Source organism: Gordonia malaquae NBRC 108250 (assembly GCF_000344135.1).
GTDB classification, from domain to species: domain Bacteria; phylum Actinomycetota; class Actinomycetes; order Mycobacteriales; family Mycobacteriaceae; genus Gordonia; species Gordonia malaquae.
Genome location: NZ_BAOP01000004.1, coordinates 177612 through 192933, shown reverse-complemented (window position 1 = coordinate 192933; position 15322 = coordinate 177612). Strand labels below are relative to the sequence as shown.

Here is a 15322-nt window from a genome sequence, read left to right as displayed (position 1 = left end):
CTTCGGTCGACCGATGGCGGTCGGTCGCGGATTCGGCGGTGGCTGGTCGGTGCGCGTCGACCTGCGGATGGTGTCCGTGTGCGCACTCGTCGCCGCGGCGGCGATCATCGTCGGCGTCGTGACACTCTGCGTCGGCGACCTGCCGATCGCGCCGGACCGTGTGCTCGCCGCCGTCATGGGCGACGGCAGCAGGATGGAGACGACGGTCGTTCTCAAGTGGCGGATGCCGCGGGTCGTCCTCGCCCTCGTGCTGGGGGCGTTGCTCGGCGCGAGCGGCGCGATCTTCCAGTCCGTGACGCGGAACCCGCTCGGCAGCCCCGACGTGATCGGATTCAACACCGGCGCGTACACCGGCGCCCTCGTCGTGATTCTGCTGATCGGCCAGAAGGGATACTACGAGACGGCGGCGGGCGCCTTGATCGGCGGCGTCGCCACTGCGCTGGCGGTGTATCTCCTCGCGTACAAACGCGGGGTTCAAGGGTTCCGGCTGATCATCGTCGGTATCGCCGTGAGTGCGATGCTGACCTCGATCAACGCCTGGATCCTCGTGAAAGCCGACCTGGATCGTGCGATGTCGGCATCGGTCTGGGGGGCGGGCTCCCTCAACGGACTCCGCTGGGACAACGCGACACCGGTCCTGATCGTCGCCGCCCTGTGTGTCCCACTGCTGGTGGTAGCGGCGGTTCGGATGCCGATCCTCGACCTCGGAGACGACGCGGCCAAGGCCGTCGGTCTCCGTGCGGAGGGGACCAGGCTCTATCTCATCCTGGTGGGCGTGGTGCTGACCGCCATCGCGACCGCAGCCGCGGGGCCGATCGCGTTCGTGTCGCTGGCCGCGCCGCAGATCGCCCGACGTCTCACCGGGGCGCCCGGAGTAGGCCTCGCGCCGGCTGCCGTCATGGGGGCGTTGCTGCTCGTGGCGAGTGATCTGGTGGCGCAACGTGCGTTCGCGCCGACGCCTCTCCCCGTCGGTGTGGTGACGGTGTCCGTCGGCGGGATCTATCTTGTGTGGCTGTTGTTCAAGGAAGGGCGTCGGCAATGACCGGAGCAAGCATCGACATGATCAAGAGGCCGTCGGCGGCTGCGCGTCTGCAGGCTCGAGATCTCACGATCGGCTACGACCGTCGCGTGATCAGCGAGTCGTTGAGCGTCGACGTTCCCGACGGAGCGTTCACCGTGATCGTCGGGCCGAATGCGTGTGGCAAGTCGACCCTGTTGAGGGCGCTGTCGCGGCTGTTGACACCTACAGCGGGGACGGTGCTCCTCGACGGAAAGGCCATCACCTCGTACCCGGCGAAAGAGGTCGCACGACGGCTCGGGCTGCTGCCGCAGTCGTCGATCGCGCCTGACGGGATCCGCGTCGGCGACCTCGTCGCACGTGGCCGGTACCCGCACCAGAAGCTCATCCGACAGTGGTCTGCAGCGGACGAGGCCGCCGTCGTCGAAGCGATGGCCGCGACCGGTGTCACCGAACTGTCCAGCCGGCTCGTCGACGAACTGTCCGGCGGACAACGGCAGCGCGTGTGGGTGGCGATGGTCCTGGCGCAACAGACGCCGCTGGTGCTTCTCGACGAACCCACGACCTTTCTGGACATCGCCCACCAAATCGATCTCCTCGACCTGTGTGCGCGACTGAACCGCGAACAGGGGCACACCATGGTCGCGGTGCTCCACGACCTCAACCACGCATGCCGCTACGCCGATCATCTGATCGTGATGAAAGACGGCCGGATCGTCACGGAGGGAGTGCCCTCCGATGTCGTGACTGCCGATCTCGTCGAGAACGTCTTCGGTCTGGCATGCCGGATCATCGACGACCCCGAATCACACACGCCGCTGGTGATTCCGCTCGTGTCGCATTCGAAGCCCAGACCGCGCGGCTGACGGATGTCGTCGTCGTGAGGGGCCTCTTCTGAATTGACGGCATGTAGCGTCACGTCCGCCAGTTGTGTCACGTATGTGGTCACAACCGGCGGACGGAGTATGCGGTGCGCGAAGAGGGTTTCGAACCCCCGACCGCTGGTGTGTAAAACCAGAGCTCTACCACTGAGCTATTCGCGCGCGACGTCAGTTGCGCATGACGTCCACTGGCACATTATCGGGTGGACGCCGGTTGCCCAAACTCCAGTCGCGCAGTGTGGCACGGGCGGCACCGCTAGGCTCGACGACATGAGGGACGAGGACGCGATGCGTCGAGCACACGACGTGTTCGATCCATTGTGCGACAAGCTCTTCGCGCGCCCGAACGTCGACATCGGCCCGATGTTCGGGTCGGAGGGAGTGCGAGTCCTCGGCAAGGTGTTCGCGTTCGTCGCCGGTCGTGGCGAGCTGGTGGTCAAGTTGCCGTCCGACCGCATCGACACGCTCATCGACGACGGTGTCGGCTCGCGCATGGAGATGCGCGGCCGTGTCTTGCGCGAATGGATGCACGTCGACCTCGACCACGCCGACCAATGGGAAAGCGTCATGAACGAAGCCCACGACTTCGTACGATCCATCACTGTTCGACCCGACCGGAGGACCGCAGAACGTGAAGACCATCGTTGAGAAGACCGCGCTGATCGACGCGCTCGAAGCACAGTGGCAGAGCATCGACGATCTGGTGACCCCGCTGACCGACGAGCAGTGGACCACCGCGACCGGGCTTCCAGGGTGGACGGTCGCCGACGTCGTCGCCCACGTCATCGGCACCGAGAGCATGCTCGACGGCCGGACCGTCGAATCGATTCGTGACGTCGAGTCGCTCGACCATGTGAAGAACCCGATCGGTGTCCTGAACGAGAACTGGCTCGATCACTACCGGGCGCGCACGCGTGACGACGTGATGACCGACTACCGCGCACTCACCGCCAAGCGGGTGGCCGACCTGCACGCGTTGGACGACGACGCGTGGAACGCAGACGCCGTCACTCCGGTCGGTCCCGAGAGCTACGGCAGATTCATGCGGGTGCGCAACTTCGACTGCTGGGTGCATGAGATCGACATCCGTGACGCCCTGGGCCTCGGTGATCCGACGCTCTCGGAACCCGCCCGATTCGCGCTCGCCGAGTTCGCGCACAACCTCCCGTACGTGGTCGGGAAGAAGGCCCGCGTGCCCGCGGGGAGCGCGGTCACCTTCGAGTTCGTCGGTCTCGTGCCGTCGCTGACACACGTTGCGGTGGGAGAGCGAGCCGCGGTCGTTCCAGGGCTCGACCGTGCTGCTGACGTGACACTTCGAATGAGCGTCGCCGACTACGCGCGACTTGCGGGAGGGCGTCCGGGAGCGGCGACCGCCACCGTCGTCATCGAAGGCGACAAAGCGATCGGTGACTCGATCGCCGACAATCTGCACTACCTCATCTGACCGTCTCGGCAGGTCAAGCGTCGCGGCGCACGCGTCCGGAGCCGAACGCGCGCGCCGCGTTCTCCGTCATCAACCGGGCCGGTTCGGGATCGCTTCGCAGTGTTCGCTCGAGGTCGGCGGAGTCGGGGACTGCGCCGTCGCTGGCGACAACGACGATGTTCCCGCTGCGTCGGCCCTTGAACATCGCCGGGTCGGAGATCAGGGCGATGTTCTCGAAGACCTCGCCGATCGTCGAGACCTCCGAGCGGACCGAGTTCAGATCGCGTCGGTCCCCGCAGTTCGCGATGTACAGCCCGCCTGGCACCAACACCTTCTGAACCGCCTGAGTGAATTCGACGGTCGTCAAGTGCTCGGGCGTCAGGCTGCCGCTGAACGCGTCGCGCATCACGACATCGCGCGTCTGAGGAAGCAGGCTCTCGGTGACGTCTCGTGCGTCGCCGACACGGATGCGGAGGCGCGGTGCGCGCGGGAGGTCGAACCACTCGCGCGCGAGCCGCGCGAGCTCGGCATCGATCTCGACGGCGACGTGTCGCGACTGCGGGTACCGCTGGGCGAGGGACCGGGGGAGAGCGCATGCCGCGCCACCGAGGTGGAGCACTCGAAGCGGCGTCGACGGCTCGCGATACCGATCCGCGATCGCCGCGGCCGCTTGGCGCATGTACTCGAAGTCGAGTTGTTCGGGTCGGTCCGGGTCGATGTGGCTCGACTGTGCGCCGTTGATCGACAGGAGCCAGCCGCCGTCGATGCTGTGGACGAGTTCCGCGGTGCCGGTGGAGATGTCGAAGACTCCGGCGGTGGGAGCGGGTCTGGAGGCGGCCATGACTGACCATCGTATCGTCGGCCGATACGATCGTCCGATGCGACTGCCCACCGACGATGCACTCGGGATCGGCCTCGGATCGGTGGCCGACGTCGTGTTCGGTGATCCGCGACGCGGACACCCCGTCGCCGTGTTCGGATCGGGTGTCTCCGCCGTTGAGAAGTGGATGTACGACGACTCGCGGCCGCGGGGCGCGGCGTTCGCCGTCGGCTGGATCGGAGTCGGGACCGCGGCAGGACTGATCGCGCGACGCGCAGGCGCCGTCGGCGCCGCGGCGGCTACGTTCACCGCCTTGGGCGGCACATCGCTCGCCGCGATCGGCGACCGGATCGCCGATGCACTCGACGCAGGCGACATCGACGGCGCGAGAACACTCGTCGCAGGCCTGGTGGGACGGGACACCACTCGGCTCGATGAAGCGGGGATCTGTCGGGCGGCGGTCGAGTCGATCGCCGAGAACACCTCCGATGCGACCGTCGCGCCCCTGTTCTGGGGTGCGGTCGCCGGTGCGCCTGGCATGCTCGGGTACCGGGCGGCGAACACTCTCGACGCGATGGTCGGCTACCGATCACCGCGCTACCAGCGATTCGGATGGGCCGCGGCACGGCTCGACGACGTGGCGAACCTTGCTCCGGCACGCCTCACCGCGACGTTGGTCGGCGTGGCGGCAGCCCAGCCGGCGGCGGTGTGGCGCAGCGTCCGACGCGACGCGCGGCTGCATCCCAGTCCGAATGCGGGTGTGGTCGAGGCGGCGTTCGCCGGAGCGCTGGGGGTGACGCTCGGCGGGCGCACCGTGTACGCGCATGGAACTGAGGATCGTCCGACGCTGGGTGACGGGCCCGCGCCCCTGGCGGCAGACCTCCGCGCTGCGGTCCGGCTCTCTCGTCGTGTGCAACGACTGAGCGCCGCGCTGGCAGTCGCTGCGCAGTTCCGTCGACGTCGCTGACCTGCAGCGAAACCACGCAAGGGGCAGTGTTGTCAGCAACTAGGTTGTAGACAACTTAAATGTGGACTACTCTTACCGGTGTGAACGACGACCTCGCGCTCGACCAGCAACTCTGCTTCGCTCTGTACGCCGCCTCTCGGGCGACCACTGCGGTGTACCGGCCGTTGCTGGACGAGCTCGGTGTGACGTACCCGCAATACCTCGTGCTCTTGGTGCTGTGGGAGCGTGACGGCAGGGGAGTCCGGGAGATCGGCGCCGAGCTCGATCTCGACACCGGGACCCTGTCGCCGCTGCTGCGGCGCCTTGAAGCCCTCGGGTTCGTCGAGCGCCGTCGCCAACGCGACGACGAGCGGCGGGTGGACGTTCACCTCACCGACGCCGGCCGCGCTCTGCGCGCCGATGCCGAGAAGATTCCTCGCTGCATCGCGTCCGCGACCGGGCTCGACCGTGAGTCCGCCGCTGCACTCCGCGACCGACTCGTTGAACTCACTGCAGCACTCCATGCGCACGGCGCACACGCCGTGTGACCGATCGATCGAGAAGAAACGGAACGCTCATGAGCACCATCTACACCGCAGAAGCCCTGGCCACCGGCGAAGGACGTAACGGCCACGGCCGCTCGTCCGACGGTCGTCTCGACGTCGACCTCGCCATCCCGACTGCAATGGGCGGCAGTGGTCAGGGGACCAATCCCGAGCAGTTGTTCGCCGTCGGCTACGCGGCCTGCTTCCATTCCGCACTCCAGTTGGTCGCGCGCCAGGAGAAGGCAGACGTCACTGATTCGTCCGTTGGGGCGCGCGTCGGCATCGGGCCGAACGACGACGGTGGCTTCGCGCTCGAGGTGACCCTCGAAGTGACGATTCCCAACCTCGATCAGGCGCAGGCGCAGGCGCTGGCCGACAAGGCTCACCAGGTGTGCCCGTACTCGAACGCGACTCGCGGGAACATCCCGGTCACGATCACCGTCTCCGACGACTGACGTGCCGACCGGCCAGTAGTGCCAACGGGTTACTACTGGCCGGTACTCTGCTGGGCTGCCGGACGCTCAGTACATTCCGGGAAGAAGTCTTCACGTCTCGATGACGAAGGATGTCCCATGGGTGTACTCATCAGAACTCTGACGTCGACCGTGCTCGCCGCGGGCGCGCTGACCGCGGTCGCGACCGGGCCGGCTGACGCGGTTCCCGCACCGGGCTCTCCTGAGGGCGCTGTCACGTTCTCGGCGAAGAACCTGGGTGCGTGCAAGGCCGAGTTCACGATCGTCAACAAGACGAACGTGACGACGTACACGATCGACTGGCGGATCGACGACGAGCCCGGACGCGACATCGGAGTCGGTTTCGACGTGTGGCGCACCGGCACACCGAACATGGCGTCCAAGGCCGCACTGCCGAGTTGGCCGGACGGCGGCGCGGGTGAGAACACCGTCGAGAATCGCACGATGGTGTCGAACCGCGAACCGGTGACCGCGACCTACGTCCAGGACCTCAAGAACATCGTCGCGGGGTGGAACCCGCCGCTGCCCAATCCAGATGCCCGATCACACCGCGTGGACTACCGAATCGTGCTCGGCCCTCCCGGAAACAACGGACAGACGCCCGACGAGAAGCCGGAATGGCTCGGCGACCGTGCATGGCGGCACATCACCGTCACCGGGTGCGGTGCCACCACTGGCTCGTCCGGGTCGGCTGACAACACGTTCGGCAGCCTCGGAGGCGGATTGTTCGGAATGCTCAGGTGACCACATGTCTCGACGGCTGACAATCATCACAGCGATCAGCGCGACGGCCGCCGCGCTCGTCGTCGCGCCGGGCTCCACACACGCCGCCACGAAGGGGGTTGAGCTCACCGCGCACGACAACGGTGACTGCACGGTCACCTTCACCCTTGTCAACCACACCAATTCGACTTTCTACCAACCGGATTGGTGGTTCGACCAGGAGGGTCCCGCGCCCGCGAAGACGGCGGACGCGTCGACGTACGTGGCGCCGTGGCGCGTGGTGCCGAGCACTGGGACCACGTGGGCGTTCGCCCGATGGGTGGGCAGTCCTGCCCTGCATTCCGAACTCGCACCGGGCGTGCCCGCGTTCGCGCCTCCGACCGTGGGCTACAACACCAGTGCACAACCGGACGGCAAGGTGTCGACCGCCACCGTCGACGTCCGTGAGGCCACCGGGCCCGAAGCTCCCGACGCCTCCGACGCCGGGACTCAGACCGTCTGGTTCCGCATCGGAAACGGTCCGGTGCCAGGTGATCGAATCGCACCCGCGTCGATCGTGGTCACGGGGTGCGGTCCGCAGCCGTGGGGATCCACAGCGGGATCGTCCGACGGCGGGTTCGGCAGCTCGATCGGCGGCGTCGCCGGACTGTTGCCCTAACTACTTTCCGTAGCGGGCCGCGAGTTTGGCCCGGACGACGTCGTCGTCGGACTCGACCTCCGAACCTCCCTCGCCGATTCCCGCAACCGCCTTCGCGTCGACGTCGTTGCCCGACCGCTGGCCGGATTCGCGCAGAGCCTGACGGATGCGGTCGCGCTCGGATTTCGCGGTGGGGAGGGGCTCGTCGACTGTGTCGTCGTCCGACGACGCCTTCTGCGCCCGCCGCGCCTTGACCTCGTTGAAGATGAAATATCCGGCACCGAGCGGCACCATCACGCCGAACGCCAGCCACTGCAGCCCGTACGACAAGTACGGTCCGCTCTCCAGTTGCGGCAGGGCGATCTCGCCGAGGGACCCCGGTTGCTCGGACGACAACTGCAGGTAGAACGACTCCAACGGCATGGTGGTCGCCTTCGACAGTGCGGCCGTGTCGATCGTGTACGCCGTGAGGACGTTGTTCTCCAGGCGCGGTTCCTTACCGGGGCTGGTGCCTTCGGTCTGCATCAGGCGGGCCGCGATCGTCACCTCGACGTCGGGCGGGGTCGGGACGTTGAACGTGCCGTCGGCCGCTGAGGGCACGATCCCGCGGTTCACCATGATGACACGGTCGGAACCGGCAACCTGGAACGGAGTGAGCGCCTCGACGGCGGGGCGTTCGTCCGCGTAACGGAAGCGAAGCAGTACCTGGCCCTTCGGCAGGTACCGTCCGCGAACGGTCACTTCCCGCCATTCGCGGTCCGGATCGAATGCGGCGCCGTGGGGCGCCAGCTCGTCGATCGGGACCGGAGCGGTGCCGGTGGCGGCGCGGATCAGTTCGTTCCGATGCTCGGTGTCGGAGTTCTTGCCGAGCTGCCACGGCGCGAGGATGGAGAAGCACGCAGCGGCGAATGCCACGACGAACACCGCGAGCAGAAGCCACCCAGGCTTGAAGAACGAACGAAGGACGCGCACGCCCCAAGGTTACTGACTGCGTGCAGTCAGCTGCGATCGGCCAGGGTTGCGTGGGTCCACGCCAGCAGGCCGGGGATCGCGGCTTCGATCTGTTCGCGGACCTCCGAGAAGTCGTCCGGTGTTCCGTAGTAGGGGTCTGGAAGATCGGCGTCTGCGGCATCCGGGTCGAAGCTGCGGAGTAGCCGGACACGGTTTCCGAGGCGTTTGCGCTCCAAGTCGGCGACGTGCCCGCGGTCGGCCACCACGATCAGGTCGGCCGAGAGGTGATCGGGTGACAGTTGTGCGGCGACGTGCTGATCGGAGTAGCCGTGAGCGAGGAGCTCGGTGCGTGCGCGGTTATCCGCCGGCTCTCCGATGTGCCACCCGCCGGTTCCTGCGCTGGTCACCCTGACCTGCTCAGACAGGCCCGCCTCGTCGATCGCGTGAGCGAAGATGAGTTCGGCCATCGGCGACCGGCAGATGTTGCCGGAGCAGACGAAACAGATGTGCAGGGCGCTGCTGGCGGCCGAAGTCGCCGTGTTGTCAGACACCGAGAACCTTTCGCAGTTGGGTGACCGTCGTGACGATCCACCGATTGTCTTCCGGGCTGCCCGATCGATGCTGGGCCGCCTCCAACTCTCCTGCGTGAGCGTAACCCCACTTCACTCCGATCGTCGGGACCTGGCACGAAGCGGCCCCGTCGACGTCGTGAGATCGGTCACCGACCATGACGATCGGCCGCTCTGTCGGATTCGCGCCGAGGCGACGGAGTGCTTCGGCGACGACGTCGCCCTTCGCGGACCGTCCGACGGCGTCGTCGGCCCCGCAGATGTGCGCGAATCGGTGCGCCAGACCGAAGTGCTCAAGGATCCGTCTGGCGATCACTTCGTTCTTCGACGTCGCGATCGCGAGCGTGCGTCCGGCCGCAGCGAGGTCGGCGAGCAATTCGGCCACACCGGGGAACACGGCGTTCTCGCGCCAACCGATGACGTCGTAGCGGGCGCGGTAGGCGCGTACTCCGGCGGCGGCACGGTCGCCGGTGATCCCGAGCAGCGCGAGTGAATCGATGAGGGGAGGACCGACGATGGACGGCCAGAAGTCGTCGGGCGGAAGCGGTTCGCCGATCTCGATCAGCGCATGCCGGAACGACGTCGTGATCCCCACAAAACTGTCGGTGACCGTCCCGTCCAGATCGAACAGCACCACCGTGTCGGCGGCGGCCGGGTCGATGCTTCGCCGACCGTCGACGACGCGGGGCACTGCGGACGGACTCATCCCTCCATCGTGCACGTAGGGTGAGTGATCATGACAGTCGACGTGCCTGGGCTCACCGCGGCAGCATTCGGCGTCGGATCGTCACATGATCGACTGAGCGATCCGAACCGGCACGGCGACGTGGACGCCGGGCCCGGCCTGATCGACTTCGCGGTGAACGTTCGCCCCGGACCGCCGCCCTTCATCGTCGAAGCGCTGACGTCTCGTATCGCCGACCTCGCGGCGTATCCGTCGGACGCCGACACCGAAGCCGCCACCGCACGTGCCGCAGCACTTCACGGCAGGGACGTGCGAGACGTCCTCCTCCTCGGCGGAGCGGCCGAAGGCTTCGAGCTCGTCGCGCGCCTCGGGTTCTCGCATGCGGCATTGATCCAGCCGTCGTTCACTGAACCGGCGAGAGTCCTGGTCGCTGCCGGAACGCGGGTGACACACGTGACTCCGCCGCCGCCGTGGCGTCTGTCGGACGCGCAGGTTCCGGAGGACGCGGACCTCGTCGTCGTCGGGAACCCCACGAACCCGACGTCGGTGCTCCATCCTGCCGCGGACATCCTCGCACTGCGTCGACCAGGTCGAACGATCCTCGTCGACGAAGCCTTCGCCGACCTCACACTCGACGGGGACAGCTTCGAACCGGAGTCGGTGGCCCACCTGGCCGGAGACGATCTCATCGTCGTCCGGTCGGTCACGAAGACGTTCGGACTCGCCGGTTTGCGCGCCGGATACCTCCTCGCCTCACCGCGGACGATCGACGCGATGACCGTCGGACGCCGCCACTGGCCGCTCGGCACCCTCACGCTCACCGCACTGCATGCGTGCCTGGGTGGGGCAGGACAGGCGTACGCGCATGAGCAGGCGCGGATCGTCGCGGCCGACCGGGCGCACCTGGTGACTCGCTTGGGAGAGATCGGACTGAGCCCGCTCGCGCCGCCCCGAGCTCCGTATGTCCTCCTGTCCACACCGAATGCACTCGGCCTCAAGGACGCGCTGACCGGCCGTGGTTTTGCGGTCCGCAGTTGCGCGAACTTCGTCGGCCTGGGGTCGGACCACCTGCGCCTCGCGGTCCGTCCCGCGGAACTGACCGATGGGCTGATCGCCGCCGTGCAAGATGTGAGAGACCGACCCGCCGAACCAGGGGAGACGAGAAACCGATGACTCGCACACTCGCCGAGGTGATCCTGCGACTCGACACCGCGTATCCGCCCGCACTCGCCGAGTCGTGGGATTCGGTGGGGCTCGTCTGCGGAGACCCGACCGAGCCGGTGCGCCGGGTGGTCGTCTGCGTCGACGTGACCGACTCCGTCGTCGACCATGCGATCGACGTGGGCGCCGACCTCGTGCTGGCACATCACCCGCTGCTTCTCCGCGGTGTCGACACCGTGTCGGCAGGCACCCCGAAAGGACGCATCGTCCACCGGTTGATCCGGGCGAACTGTGCGTTGTTCACCGCGCACACCAACGCGGACAAGGCCCGGCCCGGTGTCTCTGACGCGTTGGCCGACGCCCTCGGCCTCGTCGACACCCGGCCATTGGACGTCGAGCCCGCGCAGGTCCTCGACAAGTGGGTCGTCATGGTCCCGGAGAGCAACGTCGACCAGGTGACCGAGGCGATGTTCGCGGCAGGGGCCGGCGCGATCGGCGACTACCGCGACTGCCGCTGGGGAGTGGTCGGCACCGGTCAGTTCCGGCCCGTCGAGGGAGCGTCGCCTGCGATAGGCGGCGTCGGCGAATTGACGCATGTCGACGAGGAACGTGTGGAGACCGTCGCACCGCGACGAGCCCGGTCGGCAGTGTTGGCCGCATTGCGGGCCGCGCATCCGTACGAAGAGCCCGCATTCGACGTGTTCGAGCAGGCCGCCGTCGACAGCGATCTCGGTCTCGGGCGGATCGGACGACTGCCTGCGCGGATGCGGCTCGACGAGTTCGTCGCACACGCCGGAACGGCGCTGCCGTCGGCAGCCTGGCCGATCCGCGCAGCCGGCGACCCGGCCGCAGTCGTCGAGACCGTCGCGGTGTGCGGCGGCGCGGGCGACTCGCTGATCGGGGCGGCGACCGCGGCCGGCGTCGACGCGTACGTCACCGGCGACCTACGGCATCACGTTGTCGACGAGGCCCGGCGAGCCGGGGCTCCCGCGCTCATCGATGCGGGTCACTGGGCCACCGAATTCCCGTGGTGCACGTCCGCCGCGGACATCCTCACCGACTTCGGGTGCGAGACGACCGTCTACGCACCGCCAACCGACCCGTTCACCGTGGTCGACCGACAGAGATAGGAGAGCGCCGTGAAAGCACCCGCAGCGCAGCAGCGACTGCTGCTCGACCTCGCCGAACTGGACGCCGACATCGCCAAAGCGCAGCATGCGCGTAAGAATCTGCCCGAGGACGCCGAACTGGCGGAACTCGCGACGGCCCTGGAGGCCGCACGAGACGACGTCGCACGATCGCGCGTCGCCGTCGACGACCTGCAGGCGGTGTACGACAAGATCGACGCCGAACTGACCGGGATGGCCGAGCACGCGGCACGTGATCAGGCCGCCATCGACGCCGGGACCGTCGGGCACAAAGCGCTCACCGAACTCCAGCACGAGCTCGATCACCTGATCCGTCGCCGCGACGATCTGGAAGCCGAGATGCTCGAGCTGATGGAACAGCAGGAGGCGACCGGCACCGAAGCAGATCGTGCCGAGGCCGCCCTGCTGGTGCTGACCGAGAAGGAACTTGACCTCGTCGCCCAACGCGACTCGAGCGCCGCTGCGGCAGAGCAGAAGGTCGCCGACATCACCGATCGTCGAGGCTCGCTCGCGGCGACGATCGACGGCCCGCTCGTCGCGATCTACGATGGACTGCGGGGCCGCGGTCAAGTCGGCGCCGGGCTCGTCCAGGCTCGTCGTTGTGGCGCGTGCCGGATGGAACTCGATCCCCGGACCCTGTCGCGGATCGCCGCCGCCGATGAGGACGAAGTGCTCCGGTGCGAGGAGTGCGGCGCGATCATGGTGCGCACCAACCACTCCGGGCTTCCCGGGCAGGGGCGTCCGCGTGAGTGACAAGGCCACCTGGCAGGGACAGACGTCCACACCGACCCGAATCGTCCTGCTGCGCCACGGTCAGACACCGCTGTCGGTGGAGCGCCGGTACTCGGGGCGCGGCAATCCGTCGCTCACGGACGTCGGCCTCGCGCAGGCGACGGCTGCCGCCACCAGACTGTCGGCGTCGCCGTTCGGCTCGATCGACACCATCGTCTCGTCGCCCCTGGCGCGGACTCGTGACACCGCCGAGTTCGCCTCCCGCGTGCTCGGTGTCGATGTGGCTGTCCACGAAGGGCTCATCGAAACCGACTTCGGCGAGTGGGAGGGATTGACGTTCCGCGAAGCGGCCGAGCGCGACGGGCGGTTGCATCGCAAATGGCTGAGCGATGTCGACGTCGCGCCGCCGGGCGGTGAGAGCTTCGCCGCCGTCGCCGACCGCATCGCACAGGTTCGTGACGATCTCGTCGACCAGTACCCGGGGCAGACGATCCTCGCCGTGAGCCACGTGACCCCGATCAAGACGTTTCTGCGCGGGGCACTCGGAGTCGGTCCGGAACTCCTGTTCCGGATGCACCTCGACCTCGCGTCGTTCTCGATCGTCGAGTTCTATCCCGACGGCGGGTCCGTCGTCCGACTCGTCAACGACACCGCCCACCTCCAGTAGGGACGCCGTGCCCGTCGAGCGTAGTCGAGACCCTGCCCGTCGGTCGCTGTCGAGACGTGGGGGTATCCTTCAATGGCGAACGAGTCGGCCGGGCGGCCGCGGCGAGGGAACCGTACGAGCATTCGTGCAGGCCCGATGTCGAGGAAAGTCCGGACTCCACACAGCAGGGTGGTTGTTAACGGCAACCCGGGGCGACCCGCGGGACAGTGCCACAGAGAACAGACCGCCGCCCGCTTCGGCGGGAGGTAAGGGTGAAACGGTGCGGTAAGAGCGCACCAGCGTCACGGGTGACCGCGACGGCTAGGTAAACCCCACCCGGAGCAAGGCCGAAGTCCGCACCGCTCGCGGTGCGGATGCGCGAGTGCTTGAGGACTGCTCGTCCGAGCTCGCGGGTTGGCTGCTTGAGGCACCCGGCGACGGTGTGTCCAGATGGATGGTCGCCGCCGGTCTTCACGACCGGTACAGGATCCGGCTTACGCGCCGACTCGTTCGCCTTCACACCGCACGGAAACGGACCCGCGACGTTGTCGGGTCGGCTTCGACGACTTCGACGGTGCACGCAGTTCCGGCGGCGGGCGCGCCTTCGCAGCCGCCGATGATCGCCGGCGATGAGATGAACACCTCGGCGGGCTTGTCGCCGCGAGCGTCCCGCATCACGACGGCGTCGAAACGCGCGCCGATCTGGTCGGCGAGCACCACCGCCTCGGTGAGGTCGACGCTTCGGCGTTCCGCTGTCGAGGCCGTCGAGTCGGACGACGCCATGATCTTCGGGAGCGTCGGCAGCACATCGAGCACCCATTGAGGAGGTTCCTGACCTGCAGCGATCGCTAGACACGTCTCGGTCGCATACCGATCGCCGAGACGACGAAGGGGCGCGGTGACGTGCGAGTACACGCCACCGACCCCCGCGTGAGCCACGGCCGCGTCGTCCAAGGCGGCCGAGGACTCGTCGAGCGCGAGGTATCCGGCACCGCGCATCAATCGCGCTCCGACCGACATCAGTGCCAGCGTGGTCGGAGCGTCTGCGGGTAGGGATGCGAGGAACTCGCCCGGCGACGCGCCGTCGGCCCACGCCACTCCGAGGTGCGTGGCAGCCGCTCGCAGATCGTCGACCGCCTCACGAGAGGCTGGCGGCAGGGTGCGCAGCAGCCCGACGCCCGCATCGCGCTGCATCCGTCCGGCCGCCATGCCGACGAGCAGGGACACCTGGGCGTTCCACTGATCGGCCGGGGTGTGCGGTGCGATCTGGAGTGTCCATGCGCGGTTGCCCTCGTGGGGGACGATCTCCTGATCGGGTAGATCCAGCTGGACTGCGCCACGCCGCAGCGCCCAGTCGATCCGTGTCTGCCCGAACGCCGGGAGCGCGGCGATCGAGGGATGCAGCGTGCCGGCGTCGTGGGCGGCCATCACACCCGCGTAGTCGAGGCGTTCCCGCGAGCGGACCGTCGCACGTTCGACGTGAACGCCGGTCTGGTCGCCGTCGTGATTCACCGTCACCGTCCAGAGGACTGCGGGTCGGGTCTGATCGGGCAGGAGAGACCCGACGCCCTCGGACATCGGTCGCGGGTGAAGGGGGACGCTTCCGTCAGGGAAGTAGATCGTCTGCCCGCGCCGCAGGCTCTCGGTGTCGATCGGACCGCCGGGCGCGACGAGCGCGGCGACGTCGGCGATCGCGTAGTGGACGGTGAACCCGTCGTCGGTCGCCTCGATGTGCAGCGCCTGATCGAGATCCTTCGATCCGGGCGGATCGATGGTGACCAGGTTGATGTCGGTCCGGTCGACCCGTCCTTCGGTCAGACGGTCCGTTGTGGACTCGGCTTCAGCAGTCGCTGCGGCCGGGAACTCCTCGGTGACGTCGAGCTCACGTCGGATCTGGTCGAAGTCGATGGCCGGTGCGAACACTCTGCGCTGCATGAGATCGAATGTATGCGATACGTATGTCT

18 protein-coding genes, 1 tRNA gene and 1 other RNA gene are annotated in these 15322 nt (G+C 67.7%); 14 read left to right on the top strand and 6 right to left on the bottom strand.

Features of this window, described 5'->3' with window-relative positions; translation table 11 throughout:
• Nucleotides 1-13: 13 nt before the first annotated feature.
• Nucleotides 14-1042, top strand: a complete 1029-nt coding sequence (locus GM1_RS04280) for a FecCD family ABC transporter permease (RefSeq protein ID WP_040519497.1) — start codon at nt 14-16, stop codon at nt 1040-1042.
• Nucleotides 1039-1884, top strand: coding sequence for an ABC transporter ATP-binding protein (locus tag GM1_RS04275; protein WP_008376868.1), 846 nt, complete (start codon nt 1039-1041; stop codon nt 1882-1884). The genes GM1_RS04280 and GM1_RS04275 overlap by 4 nt, the downstream gene beginning before the upstream one ends.
• A 105-nt stretch (nt 1885-1989) precedes the next feature.
• Here GM1_RS04275 and GM1_RS04270 read toward each other — a convergent pair.
• Nucleotides 1990-2061: transfer RNA gene (locus GM1_RS04270), tRNA-Val, on the bottom strand.
• A gap of 108 nt (nt 2062-2169) precedes the next feature.
• On the opposite strand from GM1_RS04270, the gene GM1_RS04265 reads away from it, so the two are divergent.
• Both GM1_RS04265 and GM1_RS04260 read left to right on the top strand, forming a co-directional pair.
• Entirely contained in the window at nt 2170-2547 is a 378-nt protein-coding gene (locus GM1_RS04265) for a hypothetical protein (RefSeq protein ID WP_052005302.1), read from the top strand.
• Nucleotides 2531-3343: a maleylpyruvate isomerase family mycothiol-dependent enzyme gene (locus tag GM1_RS04260; protein WP_008376866.1), complete on the top strand. Its 813-nt coding sequence runs from the start codon at nt 2531-2533 to the stop codon at nt 3341-3343. The genes GM1_RS04265 and GM1_RS04260 overlap by 17 nt, the downstream gene beginning before the upstream one ends.
• 13 nt (nt 3344-3356) lie before the next feature.
• On the opposite strand, the gene GM1_RS04255 is transcribed toward GM1_RS04260, so the two are convergent.
• Nucleotides 3357-4163 carry a spermidine synthase gene (locus GM1_RS04255; RefSeq protein ID WP_008376865.1) on the bottom strand — a complete coding sequence of 269 codons (807 nt, stop codon included), beginning with the start codon at nt 4161-4163 and terminating at the stop codon, nt 3357-3359.
• Here GM1_RS04255 and GM1_RS04250 point away from each other — a divergent pair.
• The 5 genes from GM1_RS04250 (at nt 4162) to GM1_RS04230 (ending at nt 7487) form a co-directional block, all read left to right on the top strand.
• On the top strand, nt 4162-5109 hold the full coding sequence (locus GM1_RS04250; RefSeq protein WP_008376864.1) for a cobalamin biosynthesis protein: 948 nt from the start codon (nt 4162-4164) through the stop codon (nt 5107-5109). The two genes, GM1_RS04255 and GM1_RS04250, sit on opposite strands and share 2 nt — an antisense overlap.
• A gap of 80 nt (nt 5110-5189) precedes the next feature.
• Nucleotides 5190-5636 (top strand): MarR family winged helix-turn-helix transcriptional regulator, encoded by a 447-nt coding sequence (locus tag GM1_RS04245; RefSeq protein WP_040519461.1) that lies wholly within the window; start codon nt 5190-5192, stop codon nt 5634-5636.
• 29 nt (nt 5637-5665) lie between these two features.
• Complete coding sequence (locus GM1_RS04240) at nt 5666-6088, top strand: organic hydroperoxide resistance protein (protein WP_008376862.1); 423 nt, start codon at nt 5666-5668, stop codon at nt 6086-6088.
• A gap of 117 nt (nt 6089-6205) precedes the next feature.
• The gene (locus GM1_RS04235; protein WP_008376861.1) at nt 6206-6850 is read left to right on the top strand and encodes a hypothetical protein; all 645 of its coding nucleotides are present in this window, start codon (nt 6206-6208) and stop codon (nt 6848-6850) included.
• A 4-nt stretch (nt 6851-6854) separates the two neighbouring features.
• Nucleotides 6855-7487: a hypothetical protein gene (locus GM1_RS04230; protein ID WP_008376860.1), complete on the top strand. Its 633-nt coding sequence runs from the start codon at nt 6855-6857 to the stop codon at nt 7485-7487.
• Here the strand turns inward: GM1_RS04230 and GM1_RS04225 are convergent, their stop codons facing one another.
• The 3 genes from GM1_RS04225 to GM1_RS04215 are packed head-to-tail and all read right to left on the bottom strand — an operon-like array spanning nt 7488 to nt 9692.
• The gene (locus tag GM1_RS04225) at nt 7488-8438 is read right to left on the bottom strand and encodes an SURF1 family cytochrome oxidase biogenesis protein (protein WP_008376859.1); all 951 of its coding nucleotides are present in this window, start codon (nt 8436-8438) and stop codon (nt 7488-7490) included. It abuts the gene before it with no gap.
• Nucleotides 8439-8464: 26 nt separating this feature from the next.
• Nucleotides 8465-8968 (bottom strand): low molecular weight protein-tyrosine-phosphatase, encoded by a 504-nt coding sequence (locus GM1_RS04220; protein WP_008376858.1) that lies wholly within the window; start codon nt 8966-8968, stop codon nt 8465-8467.
• The gene (locus GM1_RS04215) at nt 8961-9692 is read right to left on the bottom strand and encodes an HAD hydrolase-like protein (RefSeq protein ID WP_008376857.1); all 732 of its coding nucleotides are present in this window, start codon (nt 9690-9692) and stop codon (nt 8961-8963) included. The genes GM1_RS04220 and GM1_RS04215 overlap by 8 nt, the downstream gene beginning before the upstream one ends.
• 24 nt (nt 9693-9716) lie before the next feature.
• Between GM1_RS04215 and cobC the strand changes: the two genes are divergently transcribed.
• The 5 genes from cobC to rnpB all read left to right on the top strand — a co-directional run bounded on the left by cobC (nt 9717) and on the right by rnpB (nt 13871).
• A complete protein-coding gene (gene cobC, locus GM1_RS04210; protein ID WP_008376856.1) occupies nt 9717-10844 on the top strand; it encodes an Rv2231c family histidinol phosphate aminotransferase CobC in 1128 nt (375 codons plus the stop codon).
• Nucleotides 10841-11962: a Nif3-like dinuclear metal center hexameric protein gene (locus GM1_RS04205; RefSeq protein WP_008376855.1), complete on the top strand. Its 1122-nt coding sequence runs from the start codon at nt 10841-10843 to the stop codon at nt 11960-11962. Before cobC ends, GM1_RS04205 begins: the two co-directional genes overlap by 4 nt.
• Before the next feature lie 9 nt (nt 11963-11971).
• On the top strand, nt 11972-12733 hold the full coding sequence (locus GM1_RS22240) for a zinc ribbon domain-containing protein (protein WP_008376854.1): 762 nt from the start codon (nt 11972-11974) through the stop codon (nt 12731-12733).
• Nucleotides 12726-13379 (top strand): histidine phosphatase family protein, encoded by a 654-nt coding sequence (locus tag GM1_RS04195; RefSeq protein ID WP_008376853.1) that lies wholly within the window; start codon nt 12726-12728, stop codon nt 13377-13379. Before GM1_RS22240 ends, GM1_RS04195 begins: the two co-directional genes overlap by 8 nt.
• 80 nt (nt 13380-13459) lie before the next feature.
• Nucleotides 13460-13871, top strand: an RNA gene (gene rnpB, locus GM1_RS21505) — RNase P RNA component class A.
• Nucleotides 13872-13874: 3 nt separating this feature from the next.
• On the opposite strand, the gene GM1_RS04190 is transcribed toward rnpB, so the two are convergent.
• Nucleotides 13875-15293, bottom strand: a complete 1419-nt coding sequence (locus GM1_RS04190) for an RNB domain-containing ribonuclease (protein ID WP_008376852.1) — start codon at nt 15291-15293, stop codon at nt 13875-13877.
• Nucleotides 15294-15322 lie beyond the last annotated feature (29 nt).